Origin of the sequence: Neorhizobium sp. NCHU2750, from assembly GCF_003597675.1 — a bacterium.
In the GTDB taxonomy this organism is placed as follows: domain Bacteria; phylum Pseudomonadota; class Alphaproteobacteria; order Rhizobiales; family Rhizobiaceae; genus Neorhizobium.
Window position 1 is genome coordinate 826221 of record NZ_CP030827.1, and the last position, 22668, is coordinate 848888.

The window sequence follows — 22668 nt, forward strand, 5'->3', positions numbered from 1 at the left end:
TCGATATCGGATTGAAATACTATCAATTGGACTTTGGCGCCAGACACCTGCACCGTGAGGGTCGATTATGGGTTGTCGTATGTGAAAGGACCCTCTCTGGCCTGCCGGCCATCTCCCCCACAAGGGGGGAGAAAACCCGCGGCACTCGCCCGGCACCATTGGGCCTCGGCAGCGCGGCTGGGTTAAGCCCTCCCCCTTGTGGGGAGGGTTGGGAGGGGTCTTTTCTCGACATGCGACAGCCCGCTCCATCACGATCGAAAAAAGGGGAAAACCGCCATGGACAATAGTGCAAAACCGTCCGCTTCATTGAACGACGATGCCGCCTTCTGGGCCGATGCCAACAAGCATCTCACCCGCTACGGACCGGCCTTCGAGGAGGTCATCATCGAGCGGGCCGAGGGAAGCTATGTCTATGATGCCGATGGCCGCGCCATCCTCGACTTCACCTCGGGCCAGATGAGCGCCGTGCTCGGCCACACCCATCCCGACATCGTTTCGACCGTCAACCGCCAGATGGGTGCCGTCGCCCATCTCTTTTCCGGCATGCTGTCGCGCCCGGTGGTGGAGCTTGCCACCCGGCTTGCGGCTCTCGCTCCCGGTCTCGATCGCGTCCAGCTGCTGACCACCGGCGCCGAATCCAACGAGGCGGCGATCCGCATGGCAAAGCTCGTTACCGGCGGGCACGAGATCGTCGCCTTTGCCCAGAGCTGGCACGGCATGACGGGTGCCGCCGCATCCGCCACCTACAGCGCTGGCCGCAAGGGCTATGGCCCGGCCTCTGCCGGCTCCTTCGTCATTCCCGCGCCGAATTCCTATCGCCCGCGCTTCAAGAACCCGGATGGTTCCAACGACTGGCAGGCGGAGCTCGATGATGCCTTCCAGCTCGTCGACAGCCAGTCGACCGGCAATCTCGCGGCCTTCATCGCCGAGCCGATCCTGTCGTCCGGCGGCATTCTCGAACTGCCCGTCGGCTATCTCGCCGCGCTCAAGAAGAAATGCGAGGAGCGCGGCATGCTGCTGATCCTCGACGAGGCGCAGACCGGCATTGCCCGTACCGGCAACATGTTCGCCTTCCAGCGTGATGGCGTCACACCCGATATCATGACGCTGTCGAAGACGCTCGGTGCCGGCCTGCCGCTTGCCGCCGTCATGACCAGCGCCGAGGTGGAGGAAAAGGCGCACCGGAAAGGTTTTCTCTTCTACACCACCCACGTCTCCGATCCGCTGCCGGCAGCCGTCGGCGTCACCGTGCTCGATGTCGTGGCACGCGACAATCTGGTCGGGCAGGCGATTTCTCGCGGCAAGCGCCTCAAGGACGGGCTCCTGCAGCTGCAGCAGCGTTTCGAATGCGTCGGCGATGTCCGCGGCCGCGGCCTGCTGCTCGGGCTCGAAGTCGTCACCGACCGCCACACCAAGGCGCCGGGCTTCGAACTCGGGGCAAGGATCATGGAAGAGGCGATGCTGCGCGGCCTGTCGATGAACATCGTCAAGCTTCCGGGCATGGGCGGCGTCTTCCGCATCGCCCCGTCGCTCACCGTCTCCGAGGCCGAGATCGACCGCGGCGTCGCGATCATGTCCGACGCGATCGAGGCGGCGCAGAGGGGATAACTCTCCGAAGCCGGACCTGAGGTTCGGTGGCCGGCATCTACCTTTCAGCCTGTGCGAACCCGGCGGCATTGTCGCCGGGTTTGGCGTTTCTTTCGGCCGATACGAAACCGGGCGGCTGATTGTCTCCGGGCAGTTCAACCGCCTGCTGCGCCTGTATGATTGCGACATGGAGTCGGATTTCTGGTGCAATGGCGACGAACATCCGGCCGTTGCCGCGCAATGGCGTTGCAACTCTTCAACACAATACTGGAATTTGTGTCCAAAGGACTTTCGTTCGTTGCGAAGCCGCTGCTCGACGCTGGACTTTCCATTTCTGTCCCCGCATCATTTATTGGTTAACCGAGTGCAAGGATGCTTGCAGTTCTTGTTTCATAACTGGACGGCCATGATGACCGATCAGATTATCGCTGCCGGGGACGTGCTCATGATTCGCAGGGTTTATTTTCAGCTGCGTGCAAAAGGCCTGTGCGCCGATGCCGATCCGAAAGTGCTTGCCGCCAATCTCGTCTATCTCTACCGCATCGGCGTGAGAGAGGAAAAACAGCTGCTCGAATTGACGCCCTATGTGACGTGACGCCTTATGTGACGTGAAGACGGGGGCAACGCGCTGACCTTGCGGACTGCTGCATTGGCATCGGTATCCGGCATTTTCCCGTTGTTGCACAAATTGGTCGCCGCAATCACAGGTAATTAAGCATATGTGAATATGCGTTGGCACCATTTCGCATGCTGTCCGTTTTCGCGGACATGCGACGCTTTGATCAGTCATATCGCGGCATCGTCTTGGACCGTGCCGGCAATTTCGGGATGATGACTGCTCTCATCCTGCCGGTTCTGCTTGGCGGTGCGGGACTGGCGATCGACGTCACCAATCTGATGCTCTCCAAACGCCAGCTGCAGGAGGCGACCGATGCGGCGGCGCTTGCCGTCTCCGGTGCCATGGCCAATGGCGCCGATACCGCCACCGCCCAGACGCTCGGCAAGGATTTCGTCGCGGGCCAGCTTGCCAATTATGTCGACAGCACCCAGATCGCCGCCGTCAAGAATGCGACGGTGGTCTCGATCAATTCCGCCACCGATGCAGCAACCGGCGCCAAGACCTATGCCGTCGCCGTCACCTCCAACGCCAATATCGCCTTGACGCCGCTGACCGGCCTGTTCGCCGGGCAGTCGGTCGCGGTCTCGGCCGCCAGCAATACCCTGTCGGGTGCAGGCGCGGGCGCGGGAAGCGGCACGGCGGCGGCGTCGAACGGCATATCCATGGATATCCTCCTCGACGAATCCGGCTCCATGGCCGAAAATACCACGACGGTGAAGGGCACGACCTGTATCCTCAACCTGCTCGGCATCTGCATCGGCCAGCAGACCACCTATGTGACGAAGATCGAGGCTTTGAAAAAGGCGGCGGCCACGCTGTTCGATGCGCTCGATAAGTCCGATCCCAACACCCGCTATGTCCGCACCGGCACGATCTCCTATACCAATGGCATCAAGGGCCAGTCGGCCATGGCCTGGGGCACGACGGCGTCGCGCACCTATGTCACCAGCATGACGATGAACCCGACCGGCGGCACCGATGCCACCAGTTCGGTCACCACCGCCACCACCAACATTCAGAAGAACCAGTACGGCACAGACCCGGAAAGCGTTGCCCAGGCCAAGAAGAACAACAAGACCTCCGACCGCATCATGGTGCTGATGACCGATGGCGAGATGACCGGCAATGGCACGACATGGAGCCAGAAGCTCGATCTGAGCGTTCGCAATGGCTGCGATGCCGCCAAGGCATCCGGCATCCGGATCTACACGATCGCTTTCATGGCGCCCGATCGCGGCAAGGCGCTGCTCCAGTATTGTGCCTCGACGGCGGCCAACTACTACCAGCCGGACACGATGGATGCGCTGGTCGCCTCTTTCAAGGCGGTCGCCGACAACACGATCAAGCCGGTCAACCGGCTGACCAACTGAAACTCGACACGGCTGAGAATATTCCTTTGGGAACACCGGCACGAGTTGACTGTTCTGCTGTGAATGAAAAGAAAGGGAACCGCCATGCAAGATATGGATGCGTTAAAGACCCATGCACTTGAACTGGCCGAGGAATATCGCCGTCTCGGCGGCACGCGTCTTGCCAAGATGGATGACGATATCATCGAGACGCGGCTATGGGACGAGGAACCCTACATGGCGGCCGAGTTCTGGCGAGAGCAGGTCGAGGTGCTCGACGACCGGGCCCAGGCGGAAGTCGTCAGCCACCTGAAAAGCCTGAATTCCTGACTGCAGCCTAAAAACGTCTCCCAGGGCGAAAGCCGCCCCGCTCCGGCGGGTCCCGCAGAGAATTCCTCGCAGGGCCCGCCGGAGCGAAGGACAAGGCGATGGCTCGCCTCAAAACGTGGCCTCAGAACACGGCAAGGTATTTCAACAGCGAGATGATGCCGATGATGATGACGATCACGCGGGCGATCTGGCGCATCCGCGCATCGAGCGGCAGCATGTTGATGAGATAGAGAACCAGCACGATCACCAGGAAGGTGATCAGGATGCTGATCAGAATTGAAAGACCCATAGCCCCATTCTCCTTTTTCGGGCGCGTCCTGCGCCACTCACCCCGGCGTAATTATGGGCCGATCGTCAAAAGGGAAGGGGAGACAACAAGATAGCGGCGGCTTTGTACGCTGGTGCGCAATCGCATCCGCCGGATCGGAGCAAGGCGTGACGGAAAGGCCCGCCTGCGCGAGCCTTTCTTTGCAAGCATCTGGCAGGTCAGCCCTTTTTCAATGTGACGGAAGACGAGGCATTGGTGCCGCGCCAGGTATAGGTCACCGCATCCTCGCCCTTCGGCGTCAATGTCACCTTGGCGCCTTCCGCATGGGTGATCGACACGGTCGACTTCGACACCGACGAGGCGCCGATCTTCTGCGACTGGCCGTTGGACGACCATGAGACGACCTTGCCCTTGGCGATCTTGATCACCGTGCTGCGGCCATTGGCGGCCTTGCCGCTCCAGGTGCCGTTCCAGTCGAATTCGGCGGCCGATGCCATCGGCGCGGAAAAAAGCGCGACGGCGGAAATTACGGTCAGAAAACTGCGTCTTGCCAGCATGTTACCCCCTTGGCATGGTTGTCGGACATGCCATGGCTAGCAGGCCGGCAAAGTGTGGGCTTCACCCGAATGAGGGATATCGGCTTGTTCGCATGCGCTAATTTCCCATATTGGTAAAAAGCCCGCGGCAATCTGTTTCGCTGCCCCGGCGACAGGTCAAGCCTCGCCCTTGGGAGACACCCCGTGTTCCATTTCGACAATTCCTATTCGCGCCTTCCGGAGAAGTTCTTCGCCTCCGTCTATCCCGAGCCGGTGGAGGGGCCAAAACTTCTGAAATTCAACGAGAAGCTGGCAAGCGAACTGGGCATAGAGGTCGATCTTTCCGACCCGGACCGGCTCGCTGCAACGCTTGCCGGCAATGTCGTGCCGCAGGGGGCGTCGCCGCTCGCCATGGCCTATGCCGGCCACCAGTTCGGCAATTTCGTTCCCCAGCTCGGCGATGGCCGCGCCATCCTGCTCGGTGAAGTGGTCGATCAGAAGGGCCTGCGTCGCGATATCCAGTGGAAGGGCGCCGGCCCGACGCCCTTTTCGCGCCGCGGCGATGGCCGCGCGGCACTCGGACCGGTCTTGCGCGAATATATCGTCTCCGAAGCCATGCATGCGCTCGGCATCCCGGCCACACGGGCGCTGGCAGCCGTTGCCACCGGCGAACAGGTCTATCGCGAAATGCCGGAACAGGGCGCCGTCTTCGTCCGTGTCGCGGCAAGCCATGTGCGCGTCGGCACCTTCCAGTTCTTTGCCGCCCGCGGCGATACCGAGGGCGTCAAGACGCTCGCGGACTATGTCATCGACCGGCATTACCCCCAATTGAAATCGGCCGAAAACCCCTATGCCGCGCTTTTGCGTGCCATCGCTTTCGCCCAGGCGGCGCTGATTGCCCGCTGGCTCGGCATCGGCTTCGTCCATGGGGTGATGAACACCGACAACATGACCATCTCGGGCGAGACGATCGATTTCGGCCCCTGCGCCTTTCTCGACGAATACCACCAGATGAAGGTGTTTTCCTCGATCGACCAGGGCGGCCGCTACGCCTATCGCAACCAGCCGGGCATCGGCCAGTGGAATATTGCAAGGCTGGCAGAATGCCTGCTGCCGCTGATCGACGAGGATCAGGACAAGGCGGTGGAGGCGGCAAATGCCGTGCTGGGTGAATTCGGCGAGCGCTTCCAGGCCGAATGGATCGCCGTCTTCCGCGCCAAGCTCGGGCTTGTTACGCAAGGCGAGGGCGATGGCGAACTGGTGCAGGAGCTGATGTCGATCATGCAGCAGCAGGAAGCCGATTTCACCCTCGTTTTCAGGGCCCTGGCCAATGCCGCCGAAGGTGATGACGAGCGTTTCCTGGGAGAGTTCTCCGAGCCTGAGAAACCTGCCGAATGGCTGGCATCGTGGCGCAACAAGCTTGCCGCCGAGCCGGATGCCGCTGCCGCAAGACCGGCCGCGATCCGCGCCGTCAACCCCGCCATCATCCCGCGCAACCACCGCATCCAGGAGGCCATCTCGGCCGCCAATTACGGTGATCTCTCCTTCTTCGAGCGCTTGCTCGAAGCTCTCGAAAAACCCTATGAGGAGCGCCCGGATTTTTCCGACCTGATGACCCCGCCGACACCGGAAGAGCGGGTGACGCGGACGTTTTGCGGCACGTGACGGTCAGCCGATCCGCCTGCCGTTCCCGTCGATCACCGCTTCGCCGTCTTCCTTGGAAAACGGCCCCTTGTGGCTGTCCGGCAGGATGTCGAGAACTCGTTCCGAAGGCCGCGCCAGACGCGTGCCGAGCGGGGAGGTGACGAAAGGTCGGTTGATCAGGATCGGGTGTTCGAGCATCGCCTCGATGAGCGCCGCGTCGGAGAGCGCCGGATCGTCGAGCCCGAGCTCCAGATAGGGCGTTCCCTTTTCACGGATTGCCTGCCGCACGGTGAGCCCCGCATCGGCAATCATCGTAAGGAGCGCCTCGCGCGAGGGCGGGGTCTTCAGATATTCGATCACCAGCGGCTCGATGCCGGCATTGCGGATCATCGCCAGCGTGTTGCGCGAGGTGCCGCAGGCCGGGTTGTGGTAGATGGTGACGTCCAATCCCTCAGGCCTCCAGATCCGCGTCTTCCAATGCGGCCAAAGCCGCCTCGATTGCCGGCATGGCGTCGGCCGCCGGCGGCAGCACCGGCAGCGGCGGTTTGGCGTTGAAAAGCCCCATCAGGTTGGCCGCCGCATAGACGACGCGCAGGCTGCCATGCGTCTTGAACAGCGTCCAGAGCGGGGCAAAAAGCGCATCGAGACGTGCCGCCTCGGCCCGGTCGCCGGCCATCGCCGCGCGGGCGAGGGCAAGCGTCTGTTTCGGCAACAGGCCGGCCACCACGCTGTACCAGCAGTCGGAGCCTTGCAGCAGCGCCTCGGTGCAGCCCCAGTCGGCGCTGTAGCCGACGGCGAAATTCGACGGCACGGCCGCGCGCAGCCGTTTGATCTCGCTTGCAAAATCACCGTCCTTCGGCAGCGGCATCTTCACCGCGCTGACATTGGCAAGCGTGGCAAGCCTCGCGATCAGCCCCTCGGAGAAGGAGAAATGCGTCGTCGACGGATTGTTGTAGATGGCAAGCGGCAGGTCGGTCGCCGACGCCACGGCCTCAAAATGCAAAAACGCTTCGTCTTCCGTCAGGGGCGTATAGGAAACCGGTGCGAGCAGCAGCGCATCGGCCCCGGCCGACGCCGCATCGCGGGCAAGCGCCACCGCCTCGTCGGTGCGCATCGCGCCCACTCCGACGATCAGCGGGATCTTTCCACCGACGCATTCGACAGCCGCCGCAACCGCCCGCCGCCGCTCCTCGCGCGACAGATACATATAGGTGCCGGTGCTGCCGAGCAGGCCGATACTGTTAGTTTCAGCCTCGGCGATGCGCGAAAGAAGCCGCTGCAGGGCCTCGGTATCGACCCGGCCGGCCTCACTGGCAGGCGTCATCGGAAAGGCGGAAAGACCGGTAAAGGCAGGCGCTGTGGCAGGCATCGAAAACTCCGGCAGAGGGGGCATGAGGTAACGGCACTAGGGGACGCAATGGGTGAGGGCCCTTGGGTGAGGGTCGGCATAGGGACGGCCACTATGAGGGATTGCATCCGGCGGGCAAGGGGCCAGATTCCGGCGTCGACGGTGCCAGAAGTGATGCCGGAGCCGACCGACAGTGTCGGCGGTCGAGGTTTGCGCCGGGCCGCTCTCAGGCGGCCAGCTGGCGCATCCTTGCGCTCTGTATCTCCTTTACCGGCGGCAGGCCGAACATGCGGCGATATTCGCGGTTGAACTGCTGGACGCTTTCATAGCCGACGCTGAAGGCGGCCATGCTGGAATTGGCGCCTTCGGCCAGCATCAGTCGCCGCGCTTCGATAAGGCGCAACTGCTTCTGGAACTGCAGCGGCGACAGCGATGTGACAGAGCGGAAATGCTGGTGAAATGACGACGGGCTCATGCCCGCCAGCGCGGCGAGCTCCTCGACCGGCATGGCCCTGGCGAAATCGGCGCGCAGCACATTCACCGCCCGGCCTATGCGCTGGACATGGCCATCCGCGCTTCCAAGCCGGCGTATCGCGGCGCCATGCCGCCCGGCGAGCAGCCAGTAATGCATCTCGCGAACGAGCGAGGCATGAAGATGCGGGATTGCACTCGGACGATCGAGCAAATGCATAAGCCTGAGCGCGCTGTCGGCAACCTCGGTATTGGTGGGTTCAAGACGCAACGCCGTGCCGCCCGGATCCGGTGCAGCATCCATCTCCTCGATCAACCCGGCGATGATGGCTGCATCGAGCGTGATGACCATCGAGAAGTAGGGTTCCTTCGCGCTCGCTTTGGTGATCTGGCTGACCGTTGGCACGTCGGCGGTAATCAGCATCGAATCTCCCGCCTGAAAATCAACGGCCTGATTTCCCATCATCACATGCTTGCTGCCTTGCAACACCAGGCAGGCGAGCGGCGAGGCGATCATGTGCTGCAGCTCGCTCGGCGCCGTGGCCCGGATCACCGTCAGGCCACTGATCGGCGTCGACGCCACACCTGTGTGATCGGCATGGGCGAAGGAATAGCGGCGAACGGCGTCGAGCAATGTGTCTGTCATGGCCGCAAGACTACACAGGCTTCAGCTCGGCGTAAATCGCATTTGGAGGAATAGGCAAAGAACGCCGAGCTTCCGGCAACCGCGGACCGCGTGTCCGGGCGATAGTCGCCTCGTCAACAGAGGCCGTCCCTTCCATCGGGTTCTGGCCGGCACATGAAAGCAAGGAGTTCCGCCATGACGACGATGAATACGACAACGACGAACATCACAGCAAACGGCGCAAAGATCGCCATCGTCACCGGGGCAAGCCGCGGTCTCGGCCGCAACACGGCCCTCAGGATCGCCGCCAAGGGCAGCGACGTCATCATCACCTACCGCAGCAAGAAGGAGGAAGCCGACGCCGTGGTGGCCGAGATCCGGGCGCTGGGCCGCAAGGCCGCCGCCTTTCAGCTCGATACCGGCAATGTCTCGTCCTTCCCGGCCTTTGTCGGAGAATTGCGCGCGGCATTGCAGCACACGTTCGGCCGCGACACATTCGATCACCTCGTCAACAATGCCGGTCATGGCGAATATGCACTTCTGGCCGATACGACCGAGGCGCAGTTCGACGGACTGGTCAATGTCCACTTCAAGGGCGTGTTTTTCCTCACCCAGGCACTTCTGCCGCTGATCGCCGATGGTGGCCGGATCGTCAACCTGTCCTCGGGCCTGACCCGCATTTCCGCTGCCGGCTTTTCCGCCTATTCCGCGGTCAAGGGCGCCATCGAAATCCTCAGCGTCTACATGGCCAAGGAACTCGGCGCGCGCGGCATTGCCGTCAACACGGTGGCACCCGGCGCGATCGAGACGGATTTCCTCGGCGGCGCGGTGCGTGACACGCCCGAGATGAACAAGACCTTTGCCGACATGATCGCCCTTGGCCGGGTCGGCGTTCCCGACGATATCGGCCCGATGATCGCCAGCCTGCTGACCGAGGACAATCGCTGGATCAACGCCCAGCGGATCGAAGTCTCCGGTGGCCAGGTCATCTGAGGCAGGTCATTTGAGGCACGTCGTCCGAACTGTGTGAAGGCATTCGGTGTCAGGCGGACAGGCATTGCCGCGAAAGCGACGACGCGTGCCCGCCTGAAGAAAGATTCCGCATATAGGAAAATAATCCTTGACGGCGTGACGGTGCTTTGATAGGGTTCATGCATGGTCGAAGAGCTGCGCCGGTGCGGCCCCGAACGAGGGTCTGGCGAAAGACACGACCGATCCTATCAACACATTGCCGGACGGGGATGCAGACGCTGCGGGCGAAAATGCCGGCGGCGCGTTTTTTTGCCTGCCCGCGATTGCATATCCTTGATCGACACGCTTTTCGGGGACCTTCCTCATGCCCTCAGCCCAACCGGATCAATTCGACAGGTTCGACCCCGCCTTGTTCGGCCTCTGGCAGGATCGCCCGCGTTATGAAGCCGACTTTCAGATGGAGGATGGTGAACTGATCGGCGAGGTGCGTACCGTGCTGGAGGTCAAGTCGGCCGATGCCCTGCCGTCTCCCGCCGACCAGCTGCGCCAGATCCTGAACGACATGACGGTGGAGATGCGCGAGCAGTTTTCCACCTTCCGCAAGATGCGCGAGAGCGCCGCAGCGGCGCTGACCGATGGCGACGAGGCAGCACAAAAACTTGCCCGCGCCGATGTGAAGGCGGCGACCGACGCGATGAGCCTGATCGTCCGCACGCTGGAAAAGGTCGACAGCCTGCAGCGCCAGCTCGCCCGTGATCGCGAGATCGAGGCCGAACGGCTGGCCGACGAGGGTGGCTATGAGGAGGCGGTTCGTGAGGTTGACGGGCTTATCTGGCAGCGCGCGCAGGAGATGTTTGAAAAGCGCTGTGTCGCACTTGGCATTGATCCAGGCAAGCGCTGCAGTGAGGGAGGGGATCAACCGCAACCGACCGACACCGGCTGAAGCCGAAGCCATAGTGATGCTGCAGCAGCATGAGGGCGAGATGACGGCCATAGATGAAGTCTTGCAGCGGCAACGCAATGCCTTGGCGGCGGGCGCCTTCAGCAGCACCGACAATCCGCGGCAAGAGAAACCACTGGTGGAGGAGAAACCACTGGACGACAAGCCGCCATTGCGGCCCGTCGCCGAGGGGGATGCCGGATGGGTGCCGCACGCTCCCCGCCTTCAGCGTCTCTGGTCTCTCAACGGCCGCGACGAGCAAAAGCCGCCTTCCGGCGACTGGCGCACGTGGCTGATCATGGGCGGGCGCGGTTCGGGCAAGACGCGGGCCGGCGCCGAATGGGTGCATGCGCTTGCCTCTGAGGGCGCACGTTCTTCGCTGAGAATCGCGCTGGTGGCCGAGACGCTCGGCGATGCCCGCGAGGTGATGATCGACGGTGTCTCCGGCATCTGCCGCATCGCCCGCAGCAAATGCCCGGATTTCGAGATATCGCGGCGCAGGCTCGTCTGGCCGAATGGCGCGGTGGCGCAGATCTTTTCCTCCGAAGACCCGGAGGCGCTGCGCGGCCCGCAATTTCACTTCGCCTGGTGCGATGAACTGGGCAAATGGAAACATGCCGAAGAGACGTTCGACATGCTGCAGTTCGGCCTGCGCTTGGGCCGCGATCCGAGGCAGCTGGTGACGACGACGCCGCGGCCGGTGCCGGTCCTGAAGCGGCTGATCGCCGACCCTTCGACCCGGCTGGTAAAAATTGCGACCGGCGGCAACCGCAACAATCTGGCGCCGGGCTTCATCGAGGCGCTCGAAAGGCGCTATGGCGGCACAAGGCTGGGAAGGCAGGAACTCGACGGTGAAATGATCGACGACCGCGACGACGCGCTGTGGAAGCGGGCCGAGATCGAGGCCTGCACCATCCGCCTCGTTCCGGCCTTGCGGCGCATCGTCGTGGCGGTCGATCCGCCATCGGGCATGGGAGAATATTCCTGTTGCGGCATCGTGGTGGCCGGCATCGATGGCGATGGCCGCGCTGTGGTTCTGGCCGACCGCTCGGTGGAAGGCGCATCACCTGCCGGCTGGGCAAAAGCGGTGGTCGATGCCTACAGGCAGTTCGAGGCCGACCGGGTGGTGGCGGAAGGCAACCAGGGCGGCGAGATGGTGGCGGCGATGTTGAGAAGCGTCGAGGTGGCGCTGCCGATCACCATGGTCCATGCCACGCGCGGAAAATTCACCCGCGCCGAACCTGTGGCCGCACTTTACGAGCAACGGCGCGTCGCCCATGCCGGGCGGTTCGTCGAACTGGAAGACCAGATGTGCGATTTCGGCCCGGATGGCCTCTCGTCAGGCCGCTCTCCCGACCGGCTGGATGCGCTCGTCTGGGCATTGACGGCGCTGGTCCTGGAAGGGCAGGGCGAGCCGCGGGTGAGGGGCTTGTAGCTCCCGGTTCGCGGCCCGCAAAGTGAAGATCAGCGCTGGTTCGGCTGGCGCGTAGTGTTGTCCTGCATCTGCTTCCATTCGGATTCCATGCGATCCAGAACGTCCTGGGGGATCGGTTTCGAAGGGGCTGCAGGGCTGGTCTGCTGCATCATCATGATCTCCTTTTTTGTTGCGCTGCACCATCATGGAAGAGCGCCGACATAACGTCGCATGGCGATATTGGTTCCATAGCCGGCGGCAAAAGTAAATCGGCCCTTAAGCCGTTAAAACGATTTAGTTTTCTTAAACCGATTGAAACTCGGAACGCGGTGAACGACCGCGGTAAAGGGGTATGCTTAACATGGCGACGGATCGACGCGGTTTCTGCGATTGCCTGCGCAAAACCCTGTTTCGCGGGCATTTGACCACAGCTCAGCTCAAGGGCCTGGAGGCGATTCTCGATGGCTGGGAAGCGCTGCCGGAAACGGCGAGGGCGAAGGCCGGTGGCGATGACGCCCTAGCCTATATTCTCGCCACCGCCTTTCACGAGACGGCGGCCACCATGCAGCCGGTGCGCGAGACATTGGCACCATCCGACGAGGAGGCCGTGCGGCGGCTCGACCGCGCCTTTGCAGCCGGCCGGCTCGCTTCGGTCAAAACACCTTACTGGCGCTATGATGCAGACGGCAGGACCTGGCTCGGCCGTGGCTTCCTGCAATTGACCCACAGGAAGAATTACCAGGCCATGTCGGCGCTGACCGGCATCGATCTCGTCGCCGATCCGGCCCGCGCCATGGAGCTTCACACCACAGTCGCGATCCTCATCGGCGGCATGCGGGCCGGCTCTTTTACCGGCAAGAGCCTCGCCGACTATTTTTCGGGCGGCCGGGCCGATTTTGCGAGCGCCAGAAAGATCATCAACGGCACTGACAGGGCGGCGCTGGTGGCGAGCTATGCGAGAACATTTCGCGCAGCGCTTGGGGCCGGGCTCTCGCCTGAGCATGGGAACGAGTATCAGTCCGCGCATTGAAGCCTTGAGGCACGCATGATAGGCAGCCTGCAGCCATTGATGAGGTTCGCAGAGGTTTCATGATCCGCCATATCGTGTTTTTCACGGCCACGCCCGAAAATCTCGAAGAGGTTCGGGCAGGGCTTTCGATGCTGACCGCAAACCCGCATGCGACGCTGCTCGAGATCGGCACCAATGTGAAGACCGACCAGTGGGGCACCGAGATCGACCTCATCGTCTATGGCGAATTCGAGGATGAAGCGGCACTCGCCGCCTACAAGGCGCACCCGATCTACAACAAGTCGACCGAGACGGTGCGGCCGATCCGCGAAGTCAGGATTGCCGCCGATTTCGACAGCGACAAGGCGGTCAAGACGCCGCTCAAATAACGAAAAGACTTAAAGCGTGAACCGCGATCTTCAGGATCGCGCCACGCTGCAGGCCCGCGACAGCGATCCCCATCACTCTGTCCGCATCACACACAAGGATGTTTCACCATGAAATCTCCCTTTCGCCTGCCGTGGCCTGCCACGGGGGAACGCAAAACCGTGCCTGATCGTGAGGCGATGGCAGGCCACATGCCGGTGACGGATGTGAAGATGGCAGCAGGGGCGGGGTCCGCCTTCGCCGTGCTTTCGGGCGAAGGGACGGCGCACTGGTCGGGCCGCTCCTATGCGGCGCTGGCCAGGGCCGGCTTCATGAGGAACCCCGTCGCCCACCGGGCGATGCGCATGGTCGCCGAGGCCGCCGCCGCCGTGCCGTGGCTCGCCTATCGGGGCACGCAGGAAGTGGTCGACCATCCGGCGCTTGCGCTGCTCTCCCGGCCGAACGGGCGACAGGGCGGCCCGGATTTCTTCGAGGCGCTTTACGGCCACCTGCTTCTGTCGGGCAATGCCTATGTCGAGCCGCTGGCGATCGGCGGCACGCTGCGCGAACTGCATCTGCTGCGGCCCGACCGGGTGAGTGTCGTCGAGGGTCGCGACGGCTGGATTGCGGCCTATGACTATCGTGCCGGCGCAACCACGCGAAGGCTGCCGGCAGAGGTGGATGACGGCCGGCTTGCGCTGCTGCATCTGAAACTGTTTCACCCGCTCGACGATCATTCCGGCTTCTCGCCGCTTGTCGCAGCCGGTGCGGCCCTCGACCTCTCCAATGCCGCCGCAGGCTGGAACAAGGCGCTGCTCGACAATTCCGCAAGGCCGTCCGGCGCGCTCGTCTACCAGCCGAAGGATGGCGGCAATCTCTCTGCCGACCAGTATCAGCGGCTGAAGGAGGAGCTGGAGGCCGGTTATGCCGGTGCCGTCAATGCCGGCCGGCCGCTCCTGCTCGAAGGCGGGCTCGACTGGAAGGCGATGGGCCTTTCGCCGAAGGACATGGATTTCATCGAGGCGAAGAACGGGGCTGCCCGCGATATCGCCCTGGCGCTCGGCGTGCCGCCCATGCTGATCGGCATTCCCGGCGACAATACCTATGCCAACTACCAGGAGGCCAACCGCGCCTTCTACCGCCTGACCGTCCTGCCGTTGATCGCCCGCACGGCGGCAAGCTTTTCCGCCTGGCTGTCGGAGATGCATGACGGCCTGCGGCTGGAACCGGATCTCGACCGGATCGCCGGCCTGTCCGGCGAGCGCGAGGCGCTCTGGGCCCGTGTCGGCTCAGCCGCCTTCCTCACCGACGAGGAAAAGCGCCAGGCGGTGGGCTATTGAGCCGAACCGCCTGCGGGTGTAATTTGTAATACGCCGTATTACAAATTGGAGGCCGGTCATGGTGAACAGGAAAGATGCGGACCAGAAAAGCGCCGAGAAGAAAGGCGCGGACAAGCCCGCACTGTCCGACCCGATCACGCTGCGCGTGCCGCAGGATATCCTCGACGATATCGAAAAGATCGCCGAAACCGCCGATCGCAGCCGCAGCTGGGTGATCGTGCGGGCGCTGAAATATTACCTCATTAATGAGGGAAGCGATCTGCTTGAGATTCGACAGGGCCTTGAGGATGTCAAGGCTGGCCGCGTTCATGATGCCGACGAGGTCTTCGCCGAGCTTGAGCGTCTTTCACGAGAAGATGCCGCCTGATGAAAACCAGGATCTCGGATCGAGCCTTGGCCTATCTCAAACGGGAGCAGGGCTATCTGGCAAAATTCGATAGGCGCGTCGCACTGGCCGTCGTCCAGCAGATCAGGGCTGCGGTCAAGTTGATCGGTGAATACCCACAGATCGGGCCGCCAGTAGATGGGACCGAAGGCGTTCGGCGCTATGTTTCAGCGCCCTATCAGATCGACTATCAGGAAGACGAGGCAGGCATCATGGTGGTCGCTATTCGTCATGGCCGTCAGGTACCGAGAGACGTGGAGCTCGAATATCCGCAGTTCAAACTCGATTGAGCGTAGCTACCTGCCTCCACCCCTTCACTCAATCTCTGAGCCTGACGACTCAATCTCTCAAGTGCGCGCCCCAAGCGATTCTGAACATTGAGCAATAGCGCCGTGGCAAAAGCGGCAATCCGATACCGCGAGCTTGGTCTGGGCTTCAGGCACATACCCATGCCCGAAGGCCCGCGACCGGTGTGGCGCATGGCGCTGCCCGCTCCTCCAACCGACAGGATGTTGACTATGGCTGACCTCGGACAGGATCCGGGCGCGTTCCTTGGCGTCTGGGCGGCAAAGACGGCAGGCGCCTTCGCAGGTGCCGGCGTGTCGCTGATCTATCTTCTGCCGAAGAGCCGTCGCGAGGCGGCAAGCCGCTTTTCGACCGGCATGACCTGCGGCCTGATCTTCGGCGGCCCGACGGGCTTGTGGCTCGCCGAACGGCTCGGCCTTGCCGGCATGATCTCCGGGCCTGAGACGATGCTCGCCGGTTCGGCCGCCGCAAGCCTTTGCGCCTGGTGGGCGCTCGGCGCGCTGTCGCGGGTGGCGGAACGCTACGGGGGCAGGCGGTAAAGTCCTCTCCCCTTGCGGGGAGAATGGAGACTGCCGCGCCCGTAAGGCCGCAATAATCCAAATCAGGGAGACCTTCATGCACGCTGACCGCGGGCACCGCGCCCCCATGCGCTCCACTAAGACGCGCAGCCCCTCGCACCGGGCACTCCGCCCCGATGCACGCAAATTCGCCAGCCTGGAACTTGCCGGCATCACCGGCGACGGGATGTTTTCCGGCTATGCCAGCGTCTTCGGCGAGGTCGATCTCGGCAAGGACAGGATCGAGCGCGGCGCATTTCTGAACTCGCTCGTCTCCCGCGGCGCGCCCGGTGTGCGGATGCTCTACCAGCACGATCCGAACGAACCGATCGGCGCCTGGAAGACGATCCGGGAGGATGCCCGAGGCCTCTATGTCGAGGGCGTGCTGGCACCGGGCGTCGGCCGCTCCCGCGAGGTCTTCTCGCTGATGAAATCCGGCGCTCTGGATGGGCTGTCGATCGGCTTTCGCACGGTCAAGGCCCGCACCGATGCGAAGACCGGTGTCAGGCGCATCCTCGAAGCCGACCTCTGGGAAATCTCCGTCGTGACCTTTCCGATGCTGCCATCGGCCAGGGTCTCCGACGTCAAGCATGCGCGGTTCTTCCGCGACCGCGAAACCGAACTCGTCCACCAGATGCGGCGGGCGGCGAAGATGATGTGGACCTCAAGCCTCAAGGGAAGATCGATATGAGTGAACAGGCAATGAAAGCGGCACCGGCCAAGGTCGCACCTGAAGTGAAGGCAGTGCCGGAAACCATGACGGCCGCCTTCGACGACTTCATGGAGGCGTTCGAGGCCTTCAAGGATGTTAATGACCAGCGGCTCGGCGAGATCGAGCAGAAACTCACAGCCGATGTCGTCACTCGCGACAAGGTCGACCGCATCAACCGGGCCATCGACGACCAGAAGAAGCTTCTCGACCAGCTGGTGCTGAAAAAGGCCCGGCCGCAGCTCGGCTCTTTCCGTGGCGGCATGGGGGGCGGCATGGGTGGTGAATTGTCGCCGGAGGCGGTCGAGCACAAGGCGGCCTTCGACGCCTATATCCGCCGCGGCGACGAGGCGGGCCTGCGCGATCTGGAAGCCAAGGCGATGTCGGCGGGTTCCGGCGCCGATGGCGGCTATCTGGTGCCCGACGAGACCGATACGGAAATCGGCCGGCGCGTCTCGGTCGTCTCGCCGATGCGGGCGCTGTCTTCCGTGCGCACCGTCTCGACCTCCGTGTTGAAGAAGCCGTTCAACACGGCGGGCCTTGCCACCGGCTGGGTGGCGGAAACGGCGGCCCGCCCGCAGACCAATGCGCCGCAGCTTGCCGAACTCTCCTTCCCGACCATGGAACTCTATGCCATGCCGGCGGCAACCCAGGCGCTGCTCGACGATGCCGCGGTCGATATCGAGGCCTGGATCGCCGGCGAGGTGGATATCGTCTTTGCCGAACAGGAGGGCGATGCCTTCATCCGTGGCGACGGCATCAACAAGCCGAAGGGCTTTCTCGCCTATACCGCTGTCGCCGACGATGGCTGGAGCTGGGGCAATCTCGGCTATATCGCCACCGGTGCGGCGGGCGCATGGAAATCGACCGGTCCCTCCGACACGCTGGTCGATGTCATCTATGCGCTGAAGGCCGGCCACCGGCAGAACGGCACCTTCATGCTGAACCGCAAGGTCCAGGCCGATATCCGCAAGTTCAAGGATGCCGATGGCAACTATCTCTGGCGCCCGCCGGCCACAGCCGGCCAGCCCGCCTCGCTGATGGGTTTCCCGGTGGCGGAAGCCGAAGAAATGCCGGATGTGGCGGCGGGTTCGCTGTCGATCGCCTTCGGTGACTTCCGCTCCGGCTACCTCGTCGTCGACCGGGCCGGTGTCCGCATCCTGCGCGATCCCTATTCGGCCAAGCCCTATGTGCTGTTCTACACCACCAAGCGCGTCGGCGGCGGGGTGCAGAATTTCGAGGCGATCAAGCTGGTGAAGTTCGCCGCGAGCTGACGGCAAGCCGTCGGAAAAGACCCCTCCCAACCCTCCCCACAAGGGGGAGGGCTAACCCGGCCGCGCCGCCGAAACTCAAGTCGGGCAGACGGTTGCCGCGGGTCTTCTCCCCCTTGTGGGGGAGATGGCCGGCAGGCCAGAGGGGGACTTCCTTCATGCTATGGCTCCCGATCGGGTGGCCAATCCTTGATCTTCCAATCTGCGGATATCTCCCCATGACCTACGCCCTGATCACCCCGCCCACCGCGGAGCCGTTGACGCTTGCCGAGGTGAAGGCGCATCTGCGGCTCGATGGTGCCGACGAGGATGCGCTCGTCCTCTCGCTCGTCAGGACCGCCCGCCAGTTCATTGAGCGCGAGACGGGCGTCTGCCTGATCGCGCAGGTCTGGCGGCTCTATCTCGACCGCTGGCCGAGGGATGGCGTCATCCGCATCTTCAAATCACCGGTGCAAGCGATTCAAACCATTCGCGTTTACGGCCTCGATGGCGTGCCGGTTCAGGTATCGCTTGAAGATCATCTGCTGGATGGCGAGGGTCGCCCGGCGCGGCTGTGGCTTAAGAACACGCCGGTTACCGGCCGCACCGTCAACGGTATCGAGATCGATTTTGCCGCCGGCTATGGCGAGGCCGGGACGGATGTGCCCGATACGCTGAAACGGGCGATGCTCATCCATATCGGCCACATGTTCGCCTTCCGCGGCGTCGTCTCGCCCGACCAGCAGCCGGCAGGCCTTCCCGAAGGCTACGAGCGGCTGATTGCCCCCTTCCGCATGCGGAGGCTCTGATGGTGGTGTTTTTCGATCCGGGCCAGATGACGGCCCGGCTCACGCTCGAAGACCAACTCGCCGAACCGGATGGGCAGGGCGGTGCGACGTTGGCCTGGACCGAGATCGCCGCCCTTTGGGCCAAGGTCGAGCCGGTCTCGTCCCTGGTTGTCGATCGGGCTGGCGGCGAGATCGGCACAATCACCCATCGCATCTGGGTGGCGTTCCGAAGCGACATCACGGCCGGCCGGCGGTTTCGCAAGGGCGCCCGGCTGTTTGCGGTCAAGCTGGTTGGCGACCCGGATGAAACCGGCCGCTACCTGACCTGCCTTTGCGAGGAGAACGCGCCATGACGGAAACCCGCACGGCAGCCATCTCTCTGCTGCAGGCCGTTCATGCGCGGCTTGCCGGCGATGCCGGGCTTGTCGCCATGCTCGGGCCGGGCGGCATTCATGACCGGCTTCTGCCGCGGCCGAAACTGCCGGCAGTGGTGATTGGCGAACTCGAGACCCGCGATCTCTCCACCTCGACCGAGGCGGCCGAGGAGCATTTTTTGACGCTGGAGGTCTGGACGGAGGGTGAGGGGCGAAGAGGGGCGCAGGAGATTGCCGCCAAAACCATCGCCTTGCTCGACGATGCGGATCTTGCGCTTGATGGCGCGGTTCTGGTCAGTCTGCTGCGCACGGTCACGCGCGCGCGGCGGGAGCCGAAGACACGCAATTATCTGGTAGAAATCCGCTTCAGGGCGGTAACGGAATAGCCGTGTTGCCTGCGCGCCGCTCTTCCGCTCTGGCTTTGCGGACCAGCGAGATCAGCGTGATGATCGAGGCAAAGGCGATGAAGGCGAGCGCGATGGAGATGGCAAGCACGATCCCCACCCCGGTCCTGTCGAGAAGTGCGGTGAACAGGATCGGTGCCGCCGCATTGGCGATATTCTGCGGCAGCATCAGCCGCGAGGCCTGGCGCCCGTATTCCCGCGGCGAAAACAGTGCCAGCGGCAGAAGTGCGCGGGCGACGACGAGAATGCCGGCGCCGAAGCCGTAAAGCGTGATGAAGGCATAGAGCTTGAAGCCGGAGGGCGGCAGGAAGAACAGGCAGGCAAAGCTTGCGATCATCAGGCTCATCCCCGTCACCGAGGTGAGGAACGGGTTGCCGCGCTTGCCGAGCGCCATGTCGAAACCGCGTGCCGAAATACCGAGCACGCCGCGGGCCGCCGCAAGCTGCAGCGCAAGTTCCGGCGTTGCGCCCGACTGGCGCAGCACTTCCTGCAGCGACGGCGACAGGCCGAACGTGACGAAGGAGGCGATCGCAGTCGCCATCGCAACCAGCACGAAGGCGAGCTTCTTGCCCGCCGGCGTCAGCGGCACGGGAGCAATATCGGCGCTCGTCCCGCTCCGGGTAAACGCGGTCGCCTTCGGCAGGCCGAAGAGATAAAGCGGCAGGCAGACGAAGATCTGCAGTGCCGCGCCGCAGAGAAATGTCGTCCGCCAGCCGATCATGTCATGCGACAGGTTGAGCAGCGGCCAGGCAATGCTGGGCGAAAGACCGGTAAACAGCATCAATATCGTGATCGTCCGCTTGCCTTCATATCCCTCGCGCTCGACCACCGCCGTGAATGCCGGCGCATTGAGGCAGAAGGCGCCGCCGAGCCCGAGAATGGTCCAGGCGACGACATAGCTGATCACGCCTTGCGCGCTGGCAAGCACGCAAAGGCCCAGCGCGAAGAACAGCGTGCCGATCGAAAGCACGCGCGACGCTCCCATCCGGTCGAGCATCCGTCCGGTGAGCGGGCTTGCGAGCGCGCTCGTCACCATCATCACCGAGAGGCCGGCAAAGACGATCTCGTTCGGCAGGCCGAGATCCGGGGCAAGCTTGCGGCCGATCGCGCCCACCGCCTCGAAGGTCGTGCCCCAGCCCAGCAATTGCCCCACGGCAAGCACGCTGACGGTTCTGAACGAACTGAGGGAAAAGCTCATGGGCAGGGCATCGCGGACATTTCGGGCACAGAGACCGGTCATTGGCGCCGCTCACTGGGACCGGCAATTAGGGCAGGCAACGCAGGCAGATAATGGAAGCTGGCATCGGCTGTAGCAGGTCGGGCGGTGGCCGGGAAGTGGCCGGTTGAGACAAGACGAACCTATCTTGAAGGAAGAGCGGCATGACAGCGCAAAAGGGCAGGGACCTGCTTTTGAAGATCGATGACGGTGGCACATTCGTGACGGTGGCCGGGCTGCGCTCGAAACGGCTCGCCTTCAATGCCGAGACGGTCGACATAACCGATGCCGAAAGCGCCGGGCGCTGGCGCGAACTGCTCGGTGGGGCGGGCGTGCAGCGGGCATCGCTGACCGGCGCCGGCATTTTCAAGGACCAGGCGAGTGACGCGATGGTGCGCGCCGCCTTCTTTTCCTCCGCCATCCTCGGCTGGCAGGTTCTTGTGCCGGATTTCGGCATGATCAGCGGGCCGTTCCAGGTGACGGCACTCGAATATTCCGGCGAGCATGATGGCGAAGTGCGCTTCGAGCTGGCGCTCGAATCGGCCGGCGCCCTGACATTCGGAGCGCTGTGATGGCGGGACGCGAGATAGGTGGCAGCCGTGCCAACCGAAGGCGCGGCGAGGTTGAGGCGTTTCTCGACGGCGAGCGGCGCATCCTCTGCCTGACGCTCGGCGCATTGGCCGAGCTGGAAACGGCCTTTGCCGTCGACGACCTGTCGGGACTGGCGGCCCGCTTCTCCTCCGGCAGGCTGAAGGCGGCCGACATGATCCGCATCATCGGCGCCGGCTTGCGCGGTGGCGGCAATCTCCTCTCCGACGACGAGGTGGCGGCAATGAGCGCCGATGGCGGGCTTTTGACCTATGCCGGCATCATCGGCGAGCTTCTGACGGCCACTTTCGGCGGAGAGGAAGGTCAGGCTGGGCCAAACCCTTGAGGGCCGCAGCAGGTGAGGGAACGGATCGCGGGGGCGACCGGCAGGCGATGCCGGTGCCGGCGCTAAAGCCATTCCCACCGTTTCCCTGGGAGGCCGTGATGCATGTCGGCTTCTGCCTGCTGCGGCTGTCCTCACGGGATTTATGGGCGCTGACGCCCACCGAATTCGCCGCCATGGCCGGCAGTTTGAAGCCGCGCGGCGAGGCGACGAACAGGGCAGGCCTCGATGCGCTGATGCGGGCGTTTCCGGATGGGGCATGAGTGGAAGATATCGGCAGCCCCTCACCCCCGCCTCCGTTTCGCTCAGTGGACCTTCTCCCCGTCTCTGCGGGGAGAAGGTGCCTGCAGGCGGGTGAGGGGCATCAACACGAGAGAAGAACGACATGGCAAACGACGATACGACAGCGTCCGAAACGCTATCGACCGCAAGCGATCTGTCCGGCGTGATGGCCGATCTCGAGGCGCGGTCGCAGCGTTTCGGCGCAGCACTCACCGGCGCGCTGAAATCGGCCACCACCGGCGGCAAGGGGCTGGACGACGTGTTGAAGGGGCTGGCGAACCGGCTGGCCGACATCACCCTTTCGGCAGGCCTGAAGCCGCTCGAAAGCCTGCTCGGCAATGCCGTCGGCTCGCTTATCGGATCGGTGACGCCCTTTGCCGATGGCGGGGTGGTGCGCACGCCGAGCTATTTTCCCATGGATGGCGGAACCGGCCTGATGGGCGAAGCGGGCGCTGAGGCGATCCTGCCCCTGAAGCGCGGCCCGGACGGCGCGCTCGGCGTGGCAACGGCCGAAGGCGGTGGGTCGTCCCAGATCGTCTTCAACGTTACGGCGACCGATGCTGCGAGCTTCAGGAAAAGCGAGGGCCAGATCTCGGCCATGCTCGCCCGCAGCGTCATGCGCGGGCGCAGAGGGTTGTGAGAGGTGGG

At 63.5% G+C, this 22668-nt stretch carries 30 protein-coding genes; 23 read left to right on the plus strand and 7 right to left on the minus strand.

Features of this window, described 5'->3' with window-relative positions:
• The first annotated feature begins 276 nt into the window (after nt 1-276).
• The 4 genes from NCHU2750_RS04115 to NCHU2750_RS04135 all read left to right on the plus strand — a co-directional run bounded on the left by NCHU2750_RS04115 (nt 277) and on the right by NCHU2750_RS04135 (nt 3885).
• Nucleotides 277-1608, plus strand: a complete 1332-nt coding sequence (locus NCHU2750_RS04115) for an aspartate aminotransferase family protein (protein WP_119939306.1) — start codon at nt 277-279, stop codon at nt 1606-1608.
• 166 nt (nt 1609-1774) lie between these two features.
• A complete protein-coding gene (locus NCHU2750_RS30330) occupies nt 1775-2182 on the plus strand; it encodes a hypothetical protein (protein ID WP_162939485.1) in 408 nt (135 codons plus the stop codon).
• A gap of 233 nt (nt 2183-2415) precedes the next feature.
• The gene (locus NCHU2750_RS04130) at nt 2416-3576 is read left to right on the plus strand and encodes a pilus assembly protein TadG-related protein (protein ID WP_245480330.1); all 1161 of its coding nucleotides are present in this window, start codon (nt 2416-2418) and stop codon (nt 3574-3576) included.
• Nucleotides 3577-3660: 84 nt separating this feature from the next.
• A complete protein-coding gene (locus NCHU2750_RS04135; protein WP_119939309.1) occupies nt 3661-3885 on the plus strand; it encodes a hypothetical protein in 225 nt (74 codons plus the stop codon).
• Between the two features lie 121 nt (nt 3886-4006).
• On the opposite strand, the gene NCHU2750_RS30335 is transcribed toward NCHU2750_RS04135, so the two are convergent.
• Nucleotides 4007-4174 carry a Thivi_2564 family membrane protein gene (locus tag NCHU2750_RS30335; RefSeq protein WP_162939486.1) on the minus strand — a complete coding sequence of 56 codons (168 nt, stop codon included), beginning with the start codon at nt 4172-4174 and terminating at the stop codon, nt 4007-4009.
• A 197-nt stretch (nt 4175-4371) separates the two neighbouring features.
• The gene (locus NCHU2750_RS04140) at nt 4372-4710 is read right to left on the minus strand and encodes a hypothetical protein (RefSeq protein ID WP_119939310.1); all 339 of its coding nucleotides are present in this window, start codon (nt 4708-4710) and stop codon (nt 4372-4374) included.
• A 183-nt stretch (nt 4711-4893) separates the two neighbouring features.
• On the opposite strand from NCHU2750_RS04140, the gene NCHU2750_RS04145 reads away from it, so the two are divergent.
• Nucleotides 4894-6354 carry a protein adenylyltransferase SelO gene (locus tag NCHU2750_RS04145; RefSeq protein WP_119939311.1) on the plus strand — a complete coding sequence of 487 codons (1461 nt, stop codon included), beginning with the start codon at nt 4894-4896 and terminating at the stop codon, nt 6352-6354.
• A 3-nt stretch (nt 6355-6357) separates the two neighbouring features.
• Here NCHU2750_RS04145 and arsC read toward each other — a convergent pair whose 3' ends face one another.
• The 3 genes from arsC to NCHU2750_RS04160 all read right to left on the minus strand — a co-directional run bounded on the left by arsC (nt 6358) and on the right by NCHU2750_RS04160 (nt 8798).
• On the minus strand, nt 6358-6780 hold the full coding sequence (gene arsC, locus NCHU2750_RS04150) for an arsenate reductase (glutaredoxin) (RefSeq protein WP_119939312.1): 423 nt from the start codon (nt 6778-6780) through the stop codon (nt 6358-6360).
• 4 nt (nt 6781-6784) lie between these two features.
• Nucleotides 6785-7702: a dihydrodipicolinate synthase family protein gene (locus NCHU2750_RS04155; RefSeq protein WP_119939313.1), complete on the minus strand. Its 918-nt coding sequence runs from the start codon at nt 7700-7702 to the stop codon at nt 6785-6787.
• Nucleotides 7703-7907: 205 nt separating this feature from the next.
• The gene (locus NCHU2750_RS04160) at nt 7908-8798 is read right to left on the minus strand and encodes an AraC family transcriptional regulator (protein WP_119939314.1); all 891 of its coding nucleotides are present in this window, start codon (nt 8796-8798) and stop codon (nt 7908-7910) included.
• Nucleotides 8799-8972: 174 nt separating this feature from the next.
• Here NCHU2750_RS04160 and NCHU2750_RS04165 point away from each other — a divergent pair, with 174 nt between their 5' ends.
• The 3 genes from NCHU2750_RS04165 to NCHU2750_RS04180 all read left to right on the plus strand — a co-directional run bounded on the left by NCHU2750_RS04165 (nt 8973) and on the right by NCHU2750_RS04180 (nt 12124).
• Complete coding sequence (locus tag NCHU2750_RS04165) at nt 8973-9770, plus strand: SDR family NAD(P)-dependent oxidoreductase (protein WP_245480331.1); 798 nt, start codon at nt 8973-8975, stop codon at nt 9768-9770.
• Nucleotides 9771-10113: 343 nt separating this feature from the next.
• The gene (locus tag NCHU2750_RS30815) at nt 10114-10692 is read left to right on the plus strand and encodes a hypothetical protein (protein WP_205583874.1); all 579 of its coding nucleotides are present in this window, start codon (nt 10114-10116) and stop codon (nt 10690-10692) included.
• 16 nt (nt 10693-10708) lie between these two features.
• Nucleotides 10709-12124 carry a DNA-packaging protein gene (locus tag NCHU2750_RS04180; RefSeq protein ID WP_245480332.1) on the plus strand — a complete coding sequence of 472 codons (1416 nt, stop codon included), beginning with the start codon at nt 10709-10711 and terminating at the stop codon, nt 12122-12124.
• A 29-nt stretch (nt 12125-12153) separates the two neighbouring features.
• Here NCHU2750_RS04180 and NCHU2750_RS31125 read toward each other — a convergent pair whose 3' ends face one another.
• Nucleotides 12154-12279 (minus strand): hypothetical protein, encoded by a 126-nt coding sequence (locus tag NCHU2750_RS31125; RefSeq protein WP_256377700.1) that lies wholly within the window; start codon nt 12277-12279, stop codon nt 12154-12156.
• Nucleotides 12280-12464: 185 nt separating this feature from the next.
• Here NCHU2750_RS31125 and NCHU2750_RS04185 point away from each other — a divergent pair, with 185 nt between their 5' ends.
• The 11 genes from NCHU2750_RS04185 (at nt 12465) to NCHU2750_RS04235 (ending at nt 19573) form a co-directional block, all read left to right on the plus strand.
• Nucleotides 12465-13133, plus strand: coding sequence for a hypothetical protein (locus tag NCHU2750_RS04185; protein ID WP_119942913.1), 669 nt, complete (start codon nt 12465-12467; stop codon nt 13131-13133).
• A 59-nt stretch (nt 13134-13192) separates the two neighbouring features.
• Complete coding sequence (locus NCHU2750_RS04190) at nt 13193-13501, plus strand: Dabb family protein (protein WP_119939316.1); 309 nt, start codon at nt 13193-13195, stop codon at nt 13499-13501.
• A gap of 108 nt (nt 13502-13609) precedes the next feature.
• Nucleotides 13610-14818 carry a phage portal protein gene (locus NCHU2750_RS04195; RefSeq protein WP_119939317.1) on the plus strand — a complete coding sequence of 403 codons (1209 nt, stop codon included), beginning with the start codon at nt 13610-13612 and terminating at the stop codon, nt 14816-14818.
• Nucleotides 14819-14876: 58 nt separating this feature from the next.
• A complete protein-coding gene (locus tag NCHU2750_RS04200) occupies nt 14877-15185 on the plus strand; it encodes a CopG family ribbon-helix-helix protein (RefSeq protein ID WP_119939318.1) in 309 nt (102 codons plus the stop codon).
• Nucleotides 15185-15493 carry a type II toxin-antitoxin system RelE/ParE family toxin gene (locus NCHU2750_RS04205; RefSeq protein WP_119939319.1) on the plus strand — a complete coding sequence of 103 codons (309 nt, stop codon included), beginning with the start codon at nt 15185-15187 and terminating at the stop codon, nt 15491-15493. The genes NCHU2750_RS04200 and NCHU2750_RS04205 overlap by 1 nt, the downstream gene beginning before the upstream one ends.
• 228 nt (nt 15494-15721) lie before the next feature.
• The gene (locus tag NCHU2750_RS04210; protein ID WP_119939320.1) at nt 15722-16048 is read left to right on the plus strand and encodes a DUF6107 family protein; all 327 of its coding nucleotides are present in this window, start codon (nt 15722-15724) and stop codon (nt 16046-16048) included.
• A gap of 106 nt (nt 16049-16154) precedes the next feature.
• Nucleotides 16155-16757, plus strand: a complete 603-nt coding sequence (locus tag NCHU2750_RS04215) for an HK97 family phage prohead protease (RefSeq protein WP_119939321.1) — start codon at nt 16155-16157, stop codon at nt 16755-16757.
• A complete protein-coding gene (locus tag NCHU2750_RS04220) occupies nt 16754-18049 on the plus strand; it encodes a phage major capsid protein (protein WP_119939322.1) in 1296 nt (431 codons plus the stop codon). Before NCHU2750_RS04215 ends, NCHU2750_RS04220 begins: the two co-directional genes overlap by 4 nt.
• A 215-nt stretch (nt 18050-18264) precedes the next feature.
• The gene (locus NCHU2750_RS04225; RefSeq protein ID WP_119939323.1) at nt 18265-18834 is read left to right on the plus strand and encodes a head-tail connector protein; all 570 of its coding nucleotides are present in this window, start codon (nt 18265-18267) and stop codon (nt 18832-18834) included.
• Nucleotides 18834-19166 (plus strand): phage head closure protein, encoded by a 333-nt coding sequence (locus NCHU2750_RS04230; protein ID WP_502703818.1) that lies wholly within the window; start codon nt 18834-18836, stop codon nt 19164-19166. Before NCHU2750_RS04225 ends, NCHU2750_RS04230 begins: the two co-directional genes overlap by 1 nt.
• Nucleotides 19163-19573 (plus strand): DUF3168 domain-containing protein, encoded by a 411-nt coding sequence (locus NCHU2750_RS04235; protein WP_119939325.1) that lies wholly within the window; start codon nt 19163-19165, stop codon nt 19571-19573. The genes NCHU2750_RS04230 and NCHU2750_RS04235 overlap by 4 nt, the downstream gene beginning before the upstream one ends.
• Here NCHU2750_RS04235 and NCHU2750_RS04240 read toward each other — a convergent pair.
• Complete coding sequence (locus tag NCHU2750_RS04240; protein WP_502703819.1) at nt 19554-20831, minus strand: MFS transporter; 1278 nt, start codon at nt 20829-20831, stop codon at nt 19554-19556. The genes NCHU2750_RS04235 and NCHU2750_RS04240 overlap by 20 nt on opposite strands.
• A 140-nt stretch (nt 20832-20971) precedes the next feature.
• On the opposite strand from NCHU2750_RS04240, the gene NCHU2750_RS04245 reads away from it, so the two are divergent.
• The 4 genes from NCHU2750_RS04245 to NCHU2750_RS04260 all read left to right on the plus strand — a co-directional run bounded on the left by NCHU2750_RS04245 (nt 20972) and on the right by NCHU2750_RS04260 (nt 22660).
• The gene (locus NCHU2750_RS04245; RefSeq protein WP_119939326.1) at nt 20972-21379 is read left to right on the plus strand and encodes a phage major tail protein, TP901-1 family; all 408 of its coding nucleotides are present in this window, start codon (nt 20972-20974) and stop codon (nt 21377-21379) included.
• Nucleotides 21379-21741 carry a gene transfer agent family protein gene (locus tag NCHU2750_RS04250; protein ID WP_119939327.1) on the plus strand — a complete coding sequence of 121 codons (363 nt, stop codon included), beginning with the start codon at nt 21379-21381 and terminating at the stop codon, nt 21739-21741. Before NCHU2750_RS04245 ends, NCHU2750_RS04250 begins: the two co-directional genes overlap by 1 nt.
• 98 nt (nt 21742-21839) lie before the next feature.
• Nucleotides 21840-22001: a rcc01693 family protein gene (locus NCHU2750_RS04255; protein WP_349509021.1), complete on the plus strand. Its 162-nt coding sequence runs from the start codon at nt 21840-21842 to the stop codon at nt 21999-22001.
• A 122-nt stretch (nt 22002-22123) separates the two neighbouring features.
• Nucleotides 22124-22660 carry a phage tail tape measure protein gene (locus NCHU2750_RS04260; RefSeq protein WP_119939328.1) on the plus strand — a complete coding sequence of 179 codons (537 nt, stop codon included), beginning with the start codon at nt 22124-22126 and terminating at the stop codon, nt 22658-22660.
• Nucleotides 22661-22668 lie beyond the last annotated feature (8 nt).

Coding starts and splice junctions, on each gene's coding strand:
- NCHU2750_RS04115 (WP_119939306.1), top strand. CDS start 277: ATGGACAATAGTGCAAAACCGTCCGCTTCATTGAACGACGATGCCGCC.
- NCHU2750_RS30330 (WP_162939485.1), top strand. CDS start 1,775: ATGGAGTCGGATTTCTGGTGCAATGGCGACGAACATCCGGCCGTTGCC.
- NCHU2750_RS04130 (WP_245480330.1), top strand. CDS start 2,416: ATGATGACTGCTCTCATCCTGCCGGTTCTGCTTGGCGGTGCGGGACTG.
- NCHU2750_RS04135 (WP_119939309.1), top strand. CDS start 3,661: ATGCAAGATATGGATGCGTTAAAGACCCATGCACTTGAACTGGCCGAG.
- NCHU2750_RS30335 (WP_162939486.1), bottom strand. CDS start 4,174: ATGGGTCTTTCAATTCTGATCAGCATCCTGATCACCTTCCTGGTGATC.
- NCHU2750_RS04140 (WP_119939310.1), bottom strand. CDS start 4,710: ATGCTGGCAAGACGCAGTTTTCTGACCGTAATTTCCGCCGTCGCGCTT.
- NCHU2750_RS04155 (WP_119939313.1), bottom strand. CDS start 7,702: ATGCCTGCCACAGCGCCTGCCTTTACCGGTCTTTCCGCCTTTCCGATG.
- NCHU2750_RS04160 (WP_119939314.1), bottom strand. CDS start 8,798: ATGACAGACACATTGCTCGACGCCGTTCGCCGCTATTCCTTCGCCCAT.
- NCHU2750_RS04165 (WP_245480331.1), top strand. CDS start 8,973: ATGACGACGATGAATACGACAACGACGAACATCACAGCAAACGGCGCA.
- NCHU2750_RS30815 (WP_205583874.1), top strand. CDS start 10,114: ATGCCCTCAGCCCAACCGGATCAATTCGACAGGTTCGACCCCGCCTTG.
- NCHU2750_RS04180 (WP_245480332.1), top strand. CDS start 10,709: ATGCTGCAGCAGCATGAGGGCGAGATGACGGCCATAGATGAAGTCTTG.
- NCHU2750_RS31125 (WP_256377700.1), bottom strand. CDS start 12,279: ATGATGATGCAGCAGACCAGCCCTGCAGCCCCTTCGAAACCGATCCCC.
- NCHU2750_RS04185 (WP_119942913.1), top strand. CDS start 12,465: ATGGCGACGGATCGACGCGGTTTCTGCGATTGCCTGCGCAAAACCCTG.
- NCHU2750_RS04190 (WP_119939316.1), top strand. CDS start 13,193: ATGATCCGCCATATCGTGTTTTTCACGGCCACGCCCGAAAATCTCGAA.
- NCHU2750_RS04195 (WP_119939317.1), top strand. CDS start 13,610: ATGAAATCTCCCTTTCGCCTGCCGTGGCCTGCCACGGGGGAACGCAAA.
- NCHU2750_RS04200 (WP_119939318.1), top strand. CDS start 14,877: ATGGTGAACAGGAAAGATGCGGACCAGAAAAGCGCCGAGAAGAAAGGC.
- NCHU2750_RS04205 (WP_119939319.1), top strand. CDS start 15,185: ATGAAAACCAGGATCTCGGATCGAGCCTTGGCCTATCTCAAACGGGAG.
- NCHU2750_RS04210 (WP_119939320.1), top strand. CDS start 15,722: ATGGCTGACCTCGGACAGGATCCGGGCGCGTTCCTTGGCGTCTGGGCG.
- NCHU2750_RS04215 (WP_119939321.1), top strand. CDS start 16,155: ATGCGCTCCACTAAGACGCGCAGCCCCTCGCACCGGGCACTCCGCCCC.
- NCHU2750_RS04220 (WP_119939322.1), top strand. CDS start 16,754: ATGAGTGAACAGGCAATGAAAGCGGCACCGGCCAAGGTCGCACCTGAA.
- NCHU2750_RS04225 (WP_119939323.1), top strand. CDS start 18,265: ATGACCTACGCCCTGATCACCCCGCCCACCGCGGAGCCGTTGACGCTT.
- NCHU2750_RS04230 (WP_502703818.1), top strand. CDS start 18,834: ATGGTGGTGTTTTTCGATCCGGGCCAGATGACGGCCCGGCTCACGCTC.
- NCHU2750_RS04235 (WP_119939325.1), top strand. CDS start 19,163: ATGACGGAAACCCGCACGGCAGCCATCTCTCTGCTGCAGGCCGTTCAT.
- NCHU2750_RS04240 (WP_502703819.1), bottom strand. CDS start 20,831: ATGACCGGTCTCTGTGCCCGAAATGTCCGCGATGCCCTGCCCATGAGC.
- NCHU2750_RS04245 (WP_119939326.1), top strand. CDS start 20,972: ATGACAGCGCAAAAGGGCAGGGACCTGCTTTTGAAGATCGATGACGGT.
- NCHU2750_RS04250 (WP_119939327.1), top strand. CDS start 21,379: ATGGCGGGACGCGAGATAGGTGGCAGCCGTGCCAACCGAAGGCGCGGC.
- NCHU2750_RS04255 (WP_349509021.1), top strand. CDS start 21,840: ATGCATGTCGGCTTCTGCCTGCTGCGGCTGTCCTCACGGGATTTATGG.
- NCHU2750_RS04260 (WP_119939328.1), top strand. CDS start 22,124: ATGGCAAACGACGATACGACAGCGTCCGAAACGCTATCGACCGCAAGC.